The sequence below is a fragment of the Streptomyces iranensis genome, from assembly GCF_017874715.1.
GTDB lineage: Bacteria > Actinomycetota > Actinomycetes > Streptomycetales > Streptomycetaceae > Streptomyces > Streptomyces iranensis.
In genome coordinates, this window is the sequence record NZ_JAGGLR010000012.1 from 163219 (window position 1) to 178038 (window position 14820).

General features: G+C 70.7%; 16 protein-coding genes and 1 pseudogene. 12 read left to right on the top strand and 5 right to left on the bottom strand.

Features of this window, described 5'->3' with window-relative positions; translation table 11 throughout:
* Positions 1-36 precede the first annotated feature (36 nt).
* Positions 37-447, top strand: coding sequence for a VOC family protein (locus tag J2Z30_RS22945; protein WP_044580434.1), 411 nt, complete (start codon positions 37-39; stop codon positions 445-447).
* Here J2Z30_RS22945 and J2Z30_RS22950 read toward each other — a convergent pair.
* The 4 genes from J2Z30_RS22950 to J2Z30_RS22965 form a co-directional block, all read right to left on the bottom strand.
* Entirely contained in the window at positions 432-2060 is a 1629-nt protein-coding gene (locus tag J2Z30_RS22950) for an MFS transporter (RefSeq protein ID WP_044580433.1), read from the bottom strand. The two genes, J2Z30_RS22945 and J2Z30_RS22950, sit on opposite strands and share 16 nt — an antisense overlap.
* Before the next feature lie 15 nt (positions 2061-2075).
* Positions 2076-3458 (bottom strand): hypothetical protein, encoded by a 1383-nt coding sequence (locus J2Z30_RS22955; RefSeq protein ID WP_044580432.1) that lies wholly within the window; start codon positions 3456-3458, stop codon positions 2076-2078.
* 161 nt (positions 3459-3619) lie between these two features.
* Positions 3620-4444 carry a PaaX family transcriptional regulator gene (locus J2Z30_RS22960; RefSeq protein ID WP_044580431.1) on the bottom strand — a complete coding sequence of 275 codons (825 nt, stop codon included), beginning with the start codon at positions 4442-4444 and terminating at the stop codon, positions 3620-3622.
* A 32-nt stretch (positions 4445-4476) separates the two neighbouring features.
* Positions 4477-4902, bottom strand: coding sequence for a MarR family winged helix-turn-helix transcriptional regulator (locus J2Z30_RS22965; RefSeq protein ID WP_044582553.1), 426 nt, complete (start codon positions 4900-4902; stop codon positions 4477-4479).
* Between the two features lie 247 nt (positions 4903-5149).
* Between J2Z30_RS22965 and J2Z30_RS22970 the strand changes: the two genes are divergently transcribed.
* Genes J2Z30_RS22970 through J2Z30_RS22985 form a run of 4 tightly spaced genes read left to right on the top strand, consistent with a single transcriptional unit; the run spans position 5150 to position 8931 of the window.
* Complete coding sequence (locus J2Z30_RS22970; RefSeq protein WP_044582552.1) at positions 5150-6067, top strand: SDR family NAD(P)-dependent oxidoreductase; 918 nt, start codon at positions 5150-5152, stop codon at positions 6065-6067.
* Positions 6067-6942, top strand: coding sequence for an amidohydrolase family protein (locus tag J2Z30_RS22975; protein ID WP_044580430.1), 876 nt, complete (start codon positions 6067-6069; stop codon positions 6940-6942). Before J2Z30_RS22970 ends, J2Z30_RS22975 begins: the two co-directional genes overlap by 1 nt.
* A 10-nt stretch (positions 6943-6952) precedes the next feature.
* Positions 6953-8479: an o-succinylbenzoate--CoA ligase gene (gene menE, locus J2Z30_RS22980; RefSeq protein ID WP_044580429.1), complete on the top strand. Its 1527-nt coding sequence runs from the start codon at positions 6953-6955 to the stop codon at positions 8477-8479.
* On the top strand, positions 8476-8931 hold the full coding sequence (locus J2Z30_RS22985) for a MaoC family dehydratase (RefSeq protein WP_044580428.1): 456 nt from the start codon (positions 8476-8478) through the stop codon (positions 8929-8931). Before menE ends, J2Z30_RS22985 begins: the two co-directional genes overlap by 4 nt.
* Positions 8932-8938: 7 nt before the next feature.
* Here the strand turns inward: J2Z30_RS22985 and J2Z30_RS22990 are convergent, their stop codons facing one another.
* The gene (locus J2Z30_RS22990; protein WP_044580427.1) at positions 8939-9310 is read right to left on the bottom strand and encodes a hypothetical protein; all 372 of its coding nucleotides are present in this window, start codon (positions 9308-9310) and stop codon (positions 8939-8941) included.
* A 194-nt stretch (positions 9311-9504) separates the two neighbouring features.
* Here J2Z30_RS22990 and J2Z30_RS22995 point away from each other — a divergent pair, with 194 nt between their 5' ends.
* The 7 genes and pseudogenes from J2Z30_RS22995 to J2Z30_RS50995 all read left to right on the top strand — a co-directional run bounded on the left by J2Z30_RS22995 (position 9505) and on the right by J2Z30_RS50995 (position 14819).
* Complete coding sequence (locus tag J2Z30_RS22995; protein ID WP_044580426.1) at positions 9505-9966, top strand: winged helix-turn-helix transcriptional regulator; 462 nt, start codon at positions 9505-9507, stop codon at positions 9964-9966.
* 81 nt (positions 9967-10047) lie between these two features.
* Positions 10048-10446: a nuclear transport factor 2-like protein gene (locus J2Z30_RS23000; RefSeq protein ID WP_044580425.1), complete on the top strand. Its 399-nt coding sequence runs from the start codon at positions 10048-10050 to the stop codon at positions 10444-10446.
* Positions 10447-10634: 188 nt separating this feature from the next.
* Positions 10635-11627: an Ldh family oxidoreductase gene (locus J2Z30_RS23005; protein WP_044580424.1), complete on the top strand. Its 993-nt coding sequence runs from the start codon at positions 10635-10637 to the stop codon at positions 11625-11627.
* Positions 11620-12141 carry a PaaI family thioesterase gene (locus J2Z30_RS49785; RefSeq protein WP_052701920.1) on the top strand — a complete coding sequence of 174 codons (522 nt, stop codon included), beginning with the start codon at positions 11620-11622 and terminating at the stop codon, positions 12139-12141. Before J2Z30_RS23005 ends, J2Z30_RS49785 begins: the two co-directional genes overlap by 8 nt.
* A gap of 7 nt (positions 12142-12148) precedes the next feature.
* Positions 12149-13177: an LLM class flavin-dependent oxidoreductase gene (locus J2Z30_RS23015; RefSeq protein ID WP_044580423.1), complete on the top strand. Its 1029-nt coding sequence runs from the start codon at positions 12149-12151 to the stop codon at positions 13175-13177.
* Positions 13174-13770, top strand: a pseudogene (locus J2Z30_RS50990) (AMP-binding protein); the annotation flags it as partial. The gene J2Z30_RS23015 and the pseudogene J2Z30_RS50990, both read left to right, overlap by 4 nt.
* Before the next feature lie 143 nt (positions 13771-13913).
* Positions 13914-14819: an AMP-binding protein gene (locus J2Z30_RS50995; RefSeq protein WP_281062744.1), complete on the top strand. Its 906-nt coding sequence runs from the start codon at positions 13914-13916 to the stop codon at positions 14817-14819.
* Position 14820: the final 1 nt, after the last annotated feature.

Sequence of the window (14820 nt, forward strand, 5' to 3'; positions counted from 1 at the left end):
AAGTTTTCGTCCGGTCCGCTCGGTAGCGTGAGTCCCATGTTCAACGCCATCACACATTCGCAGATTTACGTCCTCGACCAGGACGAGGCCCTCGACTTCTACGTCGGCAAGCTCGGCCTGGAGGTCGCCGCGGACATCGACTTGGGCTTCATGCGCTGGCTCGCCGTCAGCGTTCCCGGTCACCCCGAGCGGCAGATCCTGCTGGAGAAGCCGGGTGCTCCGGCGATGTCGGAGGAGACGGCGGAGCAGGTCCGAGAGCTGGTGACCAAGGGCGTGGTGGGCGGCTGGCTCATCCTGACCACCCCCGACTGCCGCAAGACCTACGAGACACTGCTGGCGCAGGGCGTGGAGTTCACCGAGGAACCCACCGAGCGCCCGTACGGGATCGACTGCGGCCTGCGTGACCCGTTCGGCAACCGCCTCCGCTTCACTCAACCGGCGGACTGAGACTCTCCCGCGGGCCGCCGTCGCATACCGTCCTCCGCTCGCGGCGCGCCCTTCTCCGCCATCCGTCCCCGCAGAGCCGTCACCACCAGCAGCGCCGAGAACACGGCGGCCGAGCCGCACACCACGAAGCCGATCGCGTAGCCGTGGCCGAGGGCGTCGAGGGCGGGTGCGCGGGCCGCGCCCGGCGGGGAGGTGGCGGGGACGGAGTTCAGCGCGAGGGGGCCGCCTTCCCTCAGCACCTCGTGCGCCGCCGCCTTCGACTCCGCGGTCAGGGACGACGAGGTGGTCAGCGACGAGGTCACCCGGGACGCCGCCTGGCTCAGCGCGACGGCGCCGATGACGGCGGGTCCGAGGGTGAAGCCGAAGTCGCGCAGCAGGTTGGTGGCCGCGCTGGCCATGCCCGCGAGCGGGAGTGGCACCGTGTTGACGGCGGTCGCGGTGATGGACGACACCGTGAGGGCGAAACCGATGCCGACCAGGCCGAGCGGCAGGATCAGCGAGGTCAGGCTCCGGTCGCCGACGTCGAGCCCGGCGGCCAGGAAGTCGCCCACGGCGATCAGTGTCAGACCGGAGGTGAGCAGCGTCCGTGCGGGCAGCCGGTTCAGCAGCCGGGAGGTCAGCGGGGTGAGCACCGGGGTGACGCCGTTGAGCAGCAGGAACGCGAAGGCCGTGCGCATCGGGCTCTGGTGCTGGATGGGGCCGAGCCGGATGCTCGCCGCATAGGCCGTGCCCAGGAAGCTGAACATGCCCACCACCGCGACGACCGACGCGATCGCGAAGGAACGGTCGCGGAACAGGGCCAGGCGCAGGAGGGGCGAGCGGGCCCGGCTCTCGGCGGCCACGAACAGGCCCAGGAACACCGCGGCGATCACGAACGCCACGATCACGGGGGTCGATCCCCAGCCGTCGGTCGGCCCCTGGATGACGGCGTACAGCAGGGCGAACAGACCGACGCCGATGGTGATCTGGCCGCCGATGTCCAGCGAACGCCCCTCCGGGGCCCGGGAGTTGGCGGCGAGCCACAGGCTCACCAGGGCGCTGACCGCGGCCAGCACGGCGACCACCACGAACGCCGAGCGCCACGAGCCGTAGGTGCCGGTGATACCGCCGAGCAGCGGCGCGAGGAAGCCGCCCGCGGACAGGCTGGAGGCCCAGAGAGCGATGACGCGGGCCCGCTGGGCACCGGTGTGCGTACCGGCCGCGATCATGGCGAGCGATGTGGGGAAGAGCGCGGCGGCGCCGAGACCGGCCAGCGCCTGCCCCGCCCACAGCTGATGGATGCCGGACGCGCTTGCGGCGACGACCTCGCCCGCGCACACCAGTGCGGCCCCGCCGACGAGGAGCCGTTTGCGGCCGAAGAGGTCGCCCAGCACGCCGAAGGAGAGTTCGAGGACGGTGACGGGCAGCAGGAACGCGTCGGAGATCCAGGTGAGTTGGGCGCCGACGGGGTGGAGGTGTTCCTGGAACAGGCCGTTGAGGGTGGCCGGTATCGCGAGGCCGATCTGGGCGAGGCAGACGGCGAGACAGCCGGCGACGAGCGTACCGAGCGGGAGACGCGGGACCGGGGATGCGGAAGGGGGCGCTGAGGGAGAAGAGGCGGATGCGTCGGACATATGAGGGTCCCAACGTCAGTGGCGGGCGGGGGGTGCCGGGCGATCGCGGCCGACCGTCAGACGTGCCGGGCGGTACGGGGCGTACGCCGCCCCGTCCAGACCGAGCGCCGTGGCGGACCGCTGAAGCGCGGCCGGGGTCGCGGCGTCGTCCCAGTGGCCGGTGACGACGCGGTGTTCGAGCGCGTGCAGGGCGGCCACGGTCTCGGCGGTGGTGAATGCGCAGTGGCCCTGTCGTTCGACGTAGGCCTGCCGCAGCAGCGCGCCGTCCCCGGCCGTGCGCACCCGGTCGCCGAACTGCCGTTCCTGTTCCACGGGTACGAGATTGTCGGCGATCGTGTGCACGTCCAGCAGCGGTACGCCGAGGCCCTGACCGGCGGACGAGGTGCGCTGCGCCGTACGGACGGCGGCGGGGTCGGCGGCGATCGAGGCGCTCCGGGTCAGGGACGTCAGGTCGGCGCGCAGGTCGAGTCCGGCCGCCCGATACAGCGCGCGGACCTGCGGCGCGTGAGCGGAGCCGGCGAGCAGGTGGGCGTAGTCGACGCCCCGGTTCCAGGAGTTGTCGCCACCGACGGACTGCTCCATGGCGAACCGGCCGCCCTCGACGAACGACAGGATGCCCTGCGCGAACCACGTGTACTGCTGCTCCTCCTGGCCTGCCCAGTCGGCCGGGGCGGGCCGGTCCTTTCCGGGCGCCCAGGCGGGCAGGTTGAGGAAGGCCGCGGCCAGCGCGATCCGGGCCCGGCCCCGCGGGGTGGCCTGCGCGGCGGTGACGGCGTCGGTGAGCTTCCCGGCGGTGGCGGCCGCGTCGGCGGCGGAGCCGAAGCGCACCAGACGGACGTCCTGCCCCGGCAGGAGCAGCCGAGCGATGGTGTACTCGGCGTCGAGTTGGTAGTTGTCCAGGTCGGTGCCGCCCGCGACCAGGCCGCACAGGCCGAGCACGCCGTCGACACGGCCGGCGCCGTCGCGGGCGATCTGCGCGTTGACGAGTCCGCCCATGGACTGGCCGACGGCCAGGGTGCGCCGCGGGGTGCCGATCTTCGCGACGACGGCGTCGAGTGTGGCGAACTGGTCGGGTTCTGCGCTGTTCAGGGCCCACATCGAGCCATGGGGGTCGTACGACGAACCGGCCATCGCATAGCCCTCGGAGAGCAACTCGGTGCGTACGGCGTCGGAGGGGGCGTCCTGGGCGACGGTGGGGCCGAAGCCATGGCTGAACAGCAGCAGGGTGCCGTTCCAGCGGTCGGGGACGTCCGCCATCCAGGTGGCGCCGTCGGCGAGGGTGCCGGTGAGATGGGCAGTGGCCGTCGGGTCCGCCTGGGCGGCTGACCAGGGAAGGGCGGTGAGGGCGACGGACGCCAGGGCGGCCAGTGCGACACGCGGACGGGTGCGAGCAAACATGGAAGTGGCTCCTTGTGGGCGGCTGCGGAGCGGGGAACCTGGGGGCGTCTCAGCGCGCTGAACGAAGGTGTGGAGGAATGTAGGGCTGATTTCTTGCAGCCGTCAACGCAATGCACAATTTCGCCTGAGAGCACGCCCTGGTGTGGCACGCGTGAAGACGGCTACGCCGGAACGGTCTCGATCGACCGGCGCGCCGCGTCCCGGGCGGGCGCCTCCAACAGGCCGTGGACCGCGCGGAACGTCTCCTCCGCCCCGGCCGCGGGCCAGTCCTCCGGCAGGTGCCGTACGGGCAACCGCGGATCACTGCGGATGACCTGCAGCCACTCGGCGGTCAGGCGGAGACGCAGCGCGAGGGCGTCCTCTCCGGCCAAGTCCACGCCACCCGAGGCGTACGGCCGCCAGAACGCGTCGAAGTCCCGGTAACCGGCGCCCAGTTCGCGCAGGTCCCAGGTGTCGTCGACCATCTCGGCGATATCCATGCCGACGTCCGCGTGGGCGCGGAAGACCTTCACATGCGCGGCCAGGCCCAGCGCGGCGACGATCTCGGAGACGTCGACCTCGCCCGGCGCGATCCACAGTCCGCTGAACAGCGCGCCGAAGCCCGCCCAGGTCAGCTGGGAGCGCAGATCGTGCCGCTGGCGCTGCCATGACTCCGGGAGCGAGAAGCCGAGCAGGGTCCAGGTGCCGTCCCACTCGCGGTTGACCGCGCCCGTCTTCCAGATGCGCCGCTCGCCGTCACGGAGGATCGCCTCCGAGCGGTCGGTGAGGCCGATGTAGGTCCGCCGGCCCTCACGCCGACGACTCAGCAGACCACGGCCGACCATGCGGGTGAGGGTGGACCGGGTGGCCTGCTCTCCGACTCCGGCGCGCCGGAACACCTCGATGACGCTCCCCGTGTACACGCACACCGCGCGGCCCAGCACTTCGTCACCGAGGAAGCTGAGCAGCAGGGACTGGGGGCGGAGGGCTGGAGCGGTCACACGCATACATTACGAGGCCCCGCGCACACGCGGCAGCGTCAGGCGAGCCCGTTCCCGGCGACGCGCACCAGGAGCTTGTGCAGCGTCTCCCGTTCGGCGGGGGCGAGCGGGGTGAGCAGTTCGTCGGTCACCCGCCGGCCCGCCTGATCCGTGTCACGGAGGAACGCGCGGCCGCCCTCGGTGAGGACGACGATGCGGCTGCGGCGGTCGTCGGGGGCGGGGCGGCGCTCGGCGAAACCCAGCTTCTCCAGGTCGTCCACCAGGCCGACGATCGCGCTCGGGTCATAGCCGAGCCGGGCGCTGAGCTCTCGCTGCAACGCGCCCTCACAGGTGGCGAGGCAGCGCAGCACGGCGTAGTGCCGCAGCCGCAGCCCCGACTCCTGGAGGAAGGTGTTGAACAGCTGACCGGAGCGCAAGCCCAGGCGGTACAGCAGATAGCCCGAGTCCGCGTGCAGCGCCCGCATCCACGGTTCGTCCGCGTCGATGGGGGGCGGGGTGTCGGTGTGCCGGCGGGCGATGGCGGGCTCCCTGGTCTCGGCTCCGGGGCGCCGGTCTCGGCGCTCCCCGGAGGGGTGGGTCTCGTGTGCAGAGTCCAGCATGACGCACCCGAGGTGGACAACAACTGTTGACGACACCAATTATTGCGCTTAGCTTCGATCTCGCCGCCGCACTCCGCGCCGGACAGGCGCACCCATGCGAAGGGACCCGCTCGTGCCCACCATCGATCTGACCGGCAAGGTCGCCGTCGTCACCGGCAGCGGCCGGGGCCTCGGCCTCGCCTACGCACACGCCCTCGCCGCCCACGGCGCGTCCGTGGTCGTCAACGACGTCGACGAAGCCGTGGCCGGACAGGCCGTCAAGTCCATCACCGAGGCCGGTGGCACCGCCGTGGCCGAGGTGGTCCCGGTCGGCTCCGCCGAGGCCGCCGGCCGGCTGGTGAGCCGTGCCGTCGAGGAGTTCGGCCGGCTCGACGTCCTGGTCACCAACGCGGGCATCCTGCGCGACAAGGTGCTCTGGAAGATGACCGACGAGGACTTCGACGCGGTCATCGCCACCCATCTGCGCGCCACCTTCACCTGCGCCCGCGCCGCCTCGTTGCGCATGCGCGAGCAGGGCGATGGCGGCACACTCGTCCTCGTCGGCTCCCCGGCCGGGCAGCGCGGCAACTTCGGCCAGACCAACTACGCGGCCGCCAAGGCCGGGATCGCCGCCATGGCCCGCACCTGGTCCATGGAACTGGCCCGCGCGAACATCACCGTCAACGCGATCGTGCCGGTCGCCGCCACCGCGTTGACCGAGACCATTCCCGCCTTCGCCCCGCATGTGGAGGCCCTGAGGAACGGCGAGCCGCTGCCGGACTTCCTGCGCAAGGGCGAGGGATTCGGCACCCCGGAGGACTGCGCCGCCCTCGTCCCCTTCCTGGCCTCCGACGCCGCCCGCGGCGTCACCGGCCAGTGCGTCGGCATCGGCGGCGACAAGGTGGCGCTCTGGTCGCATCCGCGGGAGATACGGACCGCCTACGCCGACGGCGGCTGGACCCCCGAGGCCCTCGCCGACGTCTGGCACACATCGGTCGGCGCCGAGCCGCAGTCGGTGGGCATCCCCGCGCCGAAGACCCCGGAGGCGTGATGGACCTCCGGAATCTGGTCGCCATCGACGTCCACACCCACGCGGAGGTGTCCGCCAAGGGCCACTCCTCCCTGGACGACGATCTGCACGCCGCCTCCGCCGCCTACTTCAAGGTCGAAGGCAAACGGAAGCCCACCCTCGAGGAGACGGCCGCCTACTACCGCGAACGGCGGATGGCCGCCGTCATCTTCACGGTGGACGCCGAGTCCGCCACCGGTACCGAGCCCGTCCCGAACGAGGAGGTCGCCGAGGCCGCCGCCGCCAACGCGGACGTCCTCATCCCCTTCGCCTCCATCGACCCCTTCCGGGGGAAGGCGGGCGTGCGGCGGGCCCGGCGGCTGGTCGAGGAGTACGGCGTGCGGGGCTTCAAGTTCCACCCCAGCGTCCAGGGCTTCTTCCCCAACGACCGCTCGGTGGCGTACGGCCTGTACGAGGTGATCGAGGAGACCGGCACCATCGCCCTCTTCCACACCGGCCAGACCGGCATCGGCGCCGGTGTGCCCGGCGGGGGCGGCATCCGGCTGAAGTATTCCAACCCGCTCCATGTGGACGACGTGGCCGCCGACTTCCCGCATCTGAAGATCATTCTGGCGCATCCGTCGTTCCCCTGGCAGGACGAGGCGCTGGCGGTGGCGACCCACAAGCCCGGCGTGCACATCGACCTGTCCGGCTGGTCGCCGAAGTACTTTCCGCCGCAGCTCGTGCAGTACGCCAACACACTGCTGAAGGACAAGGTCCTGTTCGGTTCGGACTTCCCGGTGCTCACCCCGGACCGATGGCTGGCCGACTTCGACAAGCTCTCCATCAAGGACGCGGTCAAGCCGAAGATCCTCAAGGAGAACGCGGCCCGGCTGCTCGGGCTGACAAAACCGTAAGGGGTGCCGGATGCGCAACGAGGGACTGGGGTCATGGCCCGCACGCCGGGCCCGTAAGACCCCGAACCGCACGGCCCTGATCCACGGCGAGCGGTCGACCGACTACCGCACCCTGCACACCCGCACCACCCGCCTCGCCCATGCCCTGCGCGCCCGGGGCATCAGGCGTGGCGACCGCATCGCCCATCTCGGCCCCAATCACCCCGCCTATCTGGAGACCCTGTTCGCCGCGGGCCTCCTCGGCGCCGTCTTCGTCCCCCTCAACACCCGGCTCACCGGCCCCGAGATCGCGTACCAGCTCGCCGACTCCGGCGCCAAAGCCCTCATCCACGGTGCCGCACAAGCCGGGCTCGTCGCCGGACTGCCCGCCGACACCGGTGTACGGACCTGTATCGAGATCGGCGACGCATACGAACAGACCCTGGCAGCCGCGCCGACCGAGCCGATCGATGAACCGGTCACCCCCGACGACACCTGCCTCATCATGTACACCTCGGGGACGACCGGCCGCCCCAAGGGCGCGATGCTCACCCACGGCAACATCATCTGGAACGCCGTCAATGTGCTGGTCGACCACGATCTGTTCGCCGACGAGCGCGCCCTGGTGTCCGCCCCGCTGTTCCACACCGCGGGCCTGAACATGATCACCTTGCCGGTACTCCTCAAGGGCGGCACCTGCGTCCTGGTGGAGGCCTTCGAGCCGGGGACGACCCTGGATCTGATCGAACGGCATCGCATCACCTCCATGTTCGGAGTGCCGACGATGTTCGGCCAGGTGGCCCGGCATCCCCGCTGGACGAACGCGGATCTGTCCTCGCTCCGCATCCTCACCTGCGGCGGATCCCCGGTGCCGACCCCGCTCATCGCCACCTACCAGGAGCGCGGGCTCACCTTCCTCCAGGGCTACGGCATGACCGAGGCCGCGCCCGGCACCCTCTTCCTGGACGCCGAGCACGCCGCCGACAAGGCGGGCTCGGCGGGCGTACCGCACTTCTTCAGCGACGTACGGGTCGTCCGGCCCGGCCTCACCCCGGTCGGCATCGGTGAGACCGGCGAAGTGGTGGTGCGCGGACCACATGTGATGTCCGGCTACTGGGGGCTGCCCGAGGAGACCGAGGCCGCGTTCGCGGGCGGCTGGTTCCGCAGCGGGGACGCGGCCCGGGTCGACGAAGACGGTTATGTGTACATCGTCGACCGGATCAAGGACATGATCATATCCGGCGGCGAGAACGTCTACCCCGCCGAGATCGAGGATCTCCTCCTCGCCCACCCGGGCATCGCCGAGTGCGCGGTGATCGGTGTCCCGGACGACATGTGGGGCGAGGTGCCCCGGGCGGTCGTCGTCCCGGCGGCGGGCACCGAACTCGACCCGGAGCAGGTGCTGGCATCACTGTCCGGGCGGCTCGCCAAGTACAAGATCCCCAAGTCGGTGGTGGTCGCGGACGAACTTCCGCGCACCGCCTCCGGAAAGCTCCTCAAGTCCCGGGTGCGCGACCGCTACGGCACCCCCGCCCCTGAACAGGAAGCCGGTTCATGAGCATCACCGTCAACGGCCTGGACGACCTGAAGAAGCTCGCCGACGCGGACCTCGGCACCAGCGAGTGGATCGAGGTCACTCAGGACCGCATCGACACCTTCGCCGATGCCACCGACGATCACCAGTGGATCCACACCGACCCGGAGCGAGCGGCCCAGGGCCCCTTCGGCGCGCCGATCGCGCACGGCTACCTCACGCTGTCCCTGTTCATCCCGCTCTTCACCCAACTGCTGGACGTACGGGGCGTGACCACCAAGGTGAACTACGGCCTGAACAAGGTGCGCTTCCCCGCGCCGGTGAAGGCCGGGTCCCGCATACGGCTGGTGGCCCGGCTCACCTCGGTCGAGGACGTACCCGGCGGCGTCCAGATCACCGTCGACGGCACGATCGAGGTGGACGGCGGCACGAAGCCCGCGGCCGTGGTGCAGAGCCTGTCCCGCTTCTACGTCTGACCTGCGCTCAGGCGGCGAGCACCTGCGCCACCGCCGTCGCGGGCAGACGCTCCGCCGGAATGCGTACCGGCGCGACCGGGCCATGAGCGGGCCACACGCGGTATGTGGTCTTGGCCGGATCCACCAGGGGCTCACCGAGAGTGATCCGCCCCTGGGAGTACAGCCTGTCGCATACGGGGGTGGGCAGCGCGACGTAGCAGCCGCCCCTGTTGGTGACGGAGTCGTACGGCTGCCAGTAGCCGTACCGGCGTCGTCCGCTCGCGCGCACGGTGCAGAACACCGGAGTGCGGGAGTTGGACATGACGCGGAGAACACCGGCGTCGGCAGCCTCGAACGGGACCTCGGAACGGGAGCGGGACGAGTAGAGGACCGAGGACATCAAGGCTGCCTTTCCGAGGGGCCGGGACTCAAGATCAGCTACCCAATTAAAGCAGTGATTTGATCTCGATGGCACAACTCCCTTGCAAGTGGCGGGGCTTGGGCATGTCGGCACGGACACCGGTAGCATTGCAGGACTACTTTCGATTCAAGACTACTACCGGGATCACCCAAGACCACCCAAGGGGAGAAGCCGTGCCCGACCGCGGGAGCCGCATCACCTTCCAGCACGGCCAGGAGTTCCTGGCCGCGATCTCCGAGCGCTGGAACTACCAGATCCTGCGGGAGGTGTTCTTCGGTGTGGGCCGGTTCGGCGAACTCAAGCGAGCGCTGGGCATTTCGGCGAACATCCTCACCGCACGGCTGAACAGCCTGACCGAACTGGGTCTGCTCACCAGGCGCGCCTACCGCGCGGACAAGCCGTGGTACGAGTACGAGCTCACCGACAGCGCCCGTGAGCTCGTCGTCCCCGCCATCGCGGCCATCACGCGCTGGGCCGAGAGCCATGCGACCGACAGCGACATCAGCCAGCACCCACTGATGCACACGGTGTGCGGCAACCCGACCAATCCGTACCTCGCGTGCAGCAGCTGCCATCAGCCGGTCGAGGCATCGACCCTGCGGCCGGTGCCCGCCGAGGAAGGTGGCGCCCGTTGATCACCTCAGCCTGAGGGCCCGGGGCGACGCGACCGTAGAGCCTAGTAGTGATTTGAAACTAGTAGCGTTACGCTACTAGGCATGACAGACACTGCACATGCGACATCCGTGCCCGACTGGGTCCTGAAGTTCATGGACGCCATCGACACCCTGGAGTTCGACGAGGGCTTCGCGCCGCTGACCGAGGACACCGAGATGTACTTCGGCACCGCGCACATCCACGGCGTCGAGGCCATCAAGGCGTTCTTCGTCAAGATCGACGAGCCGCTGAACATCACCCACGAGGTTCTGGAGTTCTGGGCCGCGGGCGACGGCGTCCGCCTGCTGCGCGGCGAGGCGGCCATGGCCAAGAAGAGCGCACCGGAAGAGGTGGTGCGCGCCCCGTTCACGCACATCTTCTACCTCGACCAGGAAGAGCCGGTTCGCGTCCGGACGCTGCGCATCACCGCGGGCCCACTCCAGACCGACGCCGTGATGTGACCTCGCCTCCGGGGATCGGTCAAACGATCCCCGGAGGCGCGCTCCTTGCCGCCCCTGCGCGCGTGCACACCCCCATCGACAGCCCGCCTGGGTATCAGCATGCTTGCTATCTACTACGCATGCTTATATTGTCTCAGCATGCTTATGGACGGGCGAATCCCCAGCTCTCTCACCGTGGAGGTCGGCTCATGACGGCTCTGTCCCTCCCCGACGCCCGCGCACTCGTCGCGGCGGCGATGACCTCCTGCGGGCATTCCGCCGAGGCCGCCGAGACCATCGCCGACCATCTGCTCGACTGCGAACTGCGCGGGCTGTCCTTCGGCGGGCTCGCCCGCGCGCTGTCCATAGCGGAGCGCATCCGCACGACCGAGGCGCCGCCGCGGCCCATCCGGGTCGTCGCCGAGACGCCGGTGTCCGCCACCGTGGACGGCGGCGACCAGGTGGGCTACCTCGTCGGCAGGCACTCGCTGCGGCTGGCCATGGCGAAGGCCCGCGCCCAGGGAGTCGCGGTCGTCGGCGCGTACAACACCTGGTACACCGGGATGTTCTCGTACTACCTGGAGAAGGCCGCGGCCGCCGGGCTCGCCGGGATGATCGCGGGCAGCGGACCGGCGGTGGTGGCCCCGCACGGCGGCACCGAAGCCCGGTTCGGCACCAACCCGATCGCGTTCGGGTTCCCGGCCACCCCGACTCCGGTCATCTGGGACATCGGTACCTCCGCCGTGATGTACGGGGAGGTGCGGCTGAAGGCGCGGCTCGGAGAGAAGCTGGCACCCGGCCAGGCCTACGACGCGGCCGGGGCCCCGACGCTCGACCCGGACGCCGCGCTCGAGGGCGCGTTCGGCGTATGGGGCGCCCACAAGGGCTCCGGGCTCGCCCTGGTCGTCCAGCTCCTCGGCATGATGACCGGCGCGGCCGCCGACCCGCCGGGCGTGTCGGACTGCGGCTTCTTCGTCGTGCTGGTCGATCCCGGTGTGCTCACCGACCCGGACGACTACCGGCAGCGGGTCGCGGCCTTCGCGGAATCGGTCCGTGCCACCCGTCCCGTCGAGGACGGCCGCGCGGTGCGGATGCCGTTCGACCGCTCGGCGAGCCGCCGGAACGAGACGCTCCGTCGCGGCGCCATCGACGTACCAGAAGCGGTGGTGGCGGCCCTGCGCAAGGAGGCCGCGGGTGGCTGAGGACCCCGGCGCCTTCGCGGAGGACCCCGACGCCTTCACGATCGAGCCCTCCCCGTCGGGCCGGCTCCTGTGCGGCGGCTGCGCTCCGCACGACGTCTGCCGCCTGGGCGTCGAGATCGCCGAGGCGCGGGATGACGCGGTGCGGTTCGAGGTCGTCTGCCCACCGTTCTGGCACGGCGGACCCGGTGTCGCGCACGGCGGCTGGACCGCCGCGGTGTTCGACGACGCGCTCAACATCGTCGCGCTGCGGATCGAACCACGGCTGGTCACGAAGTCGCTGGCGGTCCGCTACCTCCGCCCGGTCCCGGTCGGGCGGCCCATGGACCTCCTGGCGCGGATCGAGCGGCACAGCGGCAGGCGGTGGGAGGTGTCCGCCGAGATGACGCTCACCGGCACGCCGCTGGCCACCGCGCGGGCCGAGCTGCGGACACGCCGACCGCACCACTTCGCCCGCCACGAAGCCTGGCTCGCCCGCCGATCACCCTCCCCCAACGGACCCCACGCAGAAAGCTGAGAACGCCATGGTCGAATTCCTCACCGGGCTGCAGCCCCTTCAGACCAGCGAAACCGACCCCGACCTCATGATCTCCAGGATCCAGGAACTGGACCGCTCGCAGGTCATCGACCGGGTCCTGCTCGGGTACTCCGCCACCTGGCCGCACAACCACGCCACCGCGCCGTTCGCGCTGGCGATGTCGGAGAGGTTCTCGCCCATCGTCGCGCACCGTCCGGGCGTGATGGCGCCGGTGGCCGCCGCGCGCTACTTCGCCACCCTCGACGTACTCGCGCGGGGCAGGCTCGCCGTCAACGTGGTCGTGGGCGGCTCCGACAGGGATCTGCGTCGCGAGTCGGACGATCTGCCAAAGGCCGACCGCTACCGGCGGGCGGTCGAGTGCCTGGACATCATCCGCCGCGCCTGGACCGAGACCGAGCCCTTCGACCACCACGGCGAGTACTACACGGCCGAGGCGGTGAAGCTGGGGACCAAGCCGGTGCAGGGTCAGGTGCCCATCCTCATGGGCGGCGAGAGCGCCGACGCCGTGGACTTCGGCGCCCGCCACGCCGACCTGTACATGCTGTGGGGGGAACCACTCGCCGGCACGAAGGAACGCATCGACCGGGTCACCGCGGCGGCCGAACGCCACGGCCGTGCCATGCGGTTCTCGCTGAGCCTGCGCCTGTTCATCGGTGACACCGACGACGAGGCCTGGGCACGGGCCCGGTCCGTGGAGCGGCGGATCGCCGAGGCCGCCGGAACCCCGGCCTTCCTGCGCTCGTCGTCGAGCGACACCTCCGTCGGACGGCAACGGGCCCTCGCGCTCACCGACCACGAGCTGCACGACGACTGCTTCTGGACCGGGCTGACCAAGCTCCTGGGCGGCTTCGCCAACTCCCAGGCGCTCGTCGGCACCGAGGAGCGCGTCCTGGACACCCTCGGCAGGTACCGGGAGCTCGGAGTCGACGCGTTTCTGGTGACGACCGGTGCCGAAGCGGCCTGGGACCCGTCGTTGGAGGGCTTCCTGGCCCGGGTGAAGAAGGAGCTGGCATGACGGTATCCATCGCCCGGGGCGATGGCGCTCCGGGCCTGGAGGGATTCTCCGATCTCGCCGACGGCACGGTCGGCGGGTTCCTCGCCGCCCGCGCCGCACTGCACCCCGACAAGCCCGCGCTCGTCTTCGAAGACAGCGAACTGACCTACGGCGCACTCGACGCCGCGGTCACCGACGTGGCACGCGGCCTGATGTCGGCGGGCGCCACCCCGGGCGGCTCGGTCGGGATCTTCCTGCCCAACCGGCCCGAGTATCTGCTCGCCTGGCTGGGAGCGGCCCGCGCCGGGGCCGTCGAGGTCCCGATCAACATCGCCTACAAGGGCTCCTTCCTCGACCACGCGCTCCGCAGCACCGGCGTGCGGGTGCTGGTCACCGACGCGGCCCTGCTGGAACTCGTCGCCGACCTGCCGGACGTACCGCACACCCTCGAGACCGTCGTCCTGCTCGACGGCGACCGCCACCGCCGCACCCCGCCCGGGGTGACGGTACGGACCTGGAACGACCTCCTCGCGGCCGGCGACCCGGCGGTGGAGCTCCCCCGCGTCGGGCCGCGGGACCCGGTCGCGATCATGCTCACGTCCGGAACGACCGGACGCAGCAAGGGAGTCGTCCACCCGCACCTGATGCCCCTGGTCGCCGCGCGCGAATGCGCGGCGCAGATGGCCACGACCGCCGATGAGCGGCTCTCTACACCTGTCTGCCGCTCTTCCACGGCGCCGCGCAGATCAACATATCCCTGCACGCCTTCTACGCGGGGGCGACCGTGGTCCTCGGGCGCCGGTTCAGCGCCAGCAGGTTCTGGGACGAGCTGCGCACCCACCGGGTCACCCAGTTCAACGCGCTCGGTTCCGTTCTGCCGATGCTTCTGGCGCAGCCCCCGTCCGACCGCGATCGCGACCACCGGGCGACGAAGGTGTTCGCCGCGCCCGCCCCGCCGCAGGTACTGCATCCGTTCGAGGAGCGCTTCGGCGTCCACGTCGTCGAGGGCTACGGGCTCACCGAGATCAAGAACGTTCTCTACAACCCTCTTGGCGCCCGGAAGGCCGGCTCGCTGGGCCTGCCCACCGCATCGTCCGTTCTGGAGATCCACGACGAGTCGGGGCAGCGTGCCGCGCCCGGCCGGACCGGGGAGATCGTGTACCGGCCCCGGCTGCCGGACATCATGTTCGCCGGCTACCACCGCGATCCCGAAGCGACGCTCGCGACCATGAAGGATCTCTGGTGGCACACCGGCGACTTGGGCTACACGGACGAGGACGGCTACTTCTACTTCATCGACCGTAAGAAGGACGCGTTGCGCCGCCGCGGTGAGAACATCTCCTCCCACGAGATCGAATCGGTTCTGCTCGCCTGCCCCGGCGTCATGGCCGTCGCCGCCATCGGCACACCGTCGGAGCTGGGCGAGGACGAGGTCCTCGTCGTCGTGCAACCCGAACCCGGCCACGAGCCGGATCTCACCAAGCTGTTCGCCCACTGCGACCGCTCGATGCCGCACTTCATGGTCCCCCGCTACTACCGCGTCGTGGACCGGCTTCCCGTCACCCCGAACGGCAAGGTGCGCAAACACCAGCTGCGCGACCAGGGCCGCGCCGGGGCCTGGGACGCGCTGGCCGCCGGGCTCGCACCCACCCGCCACACCTGAG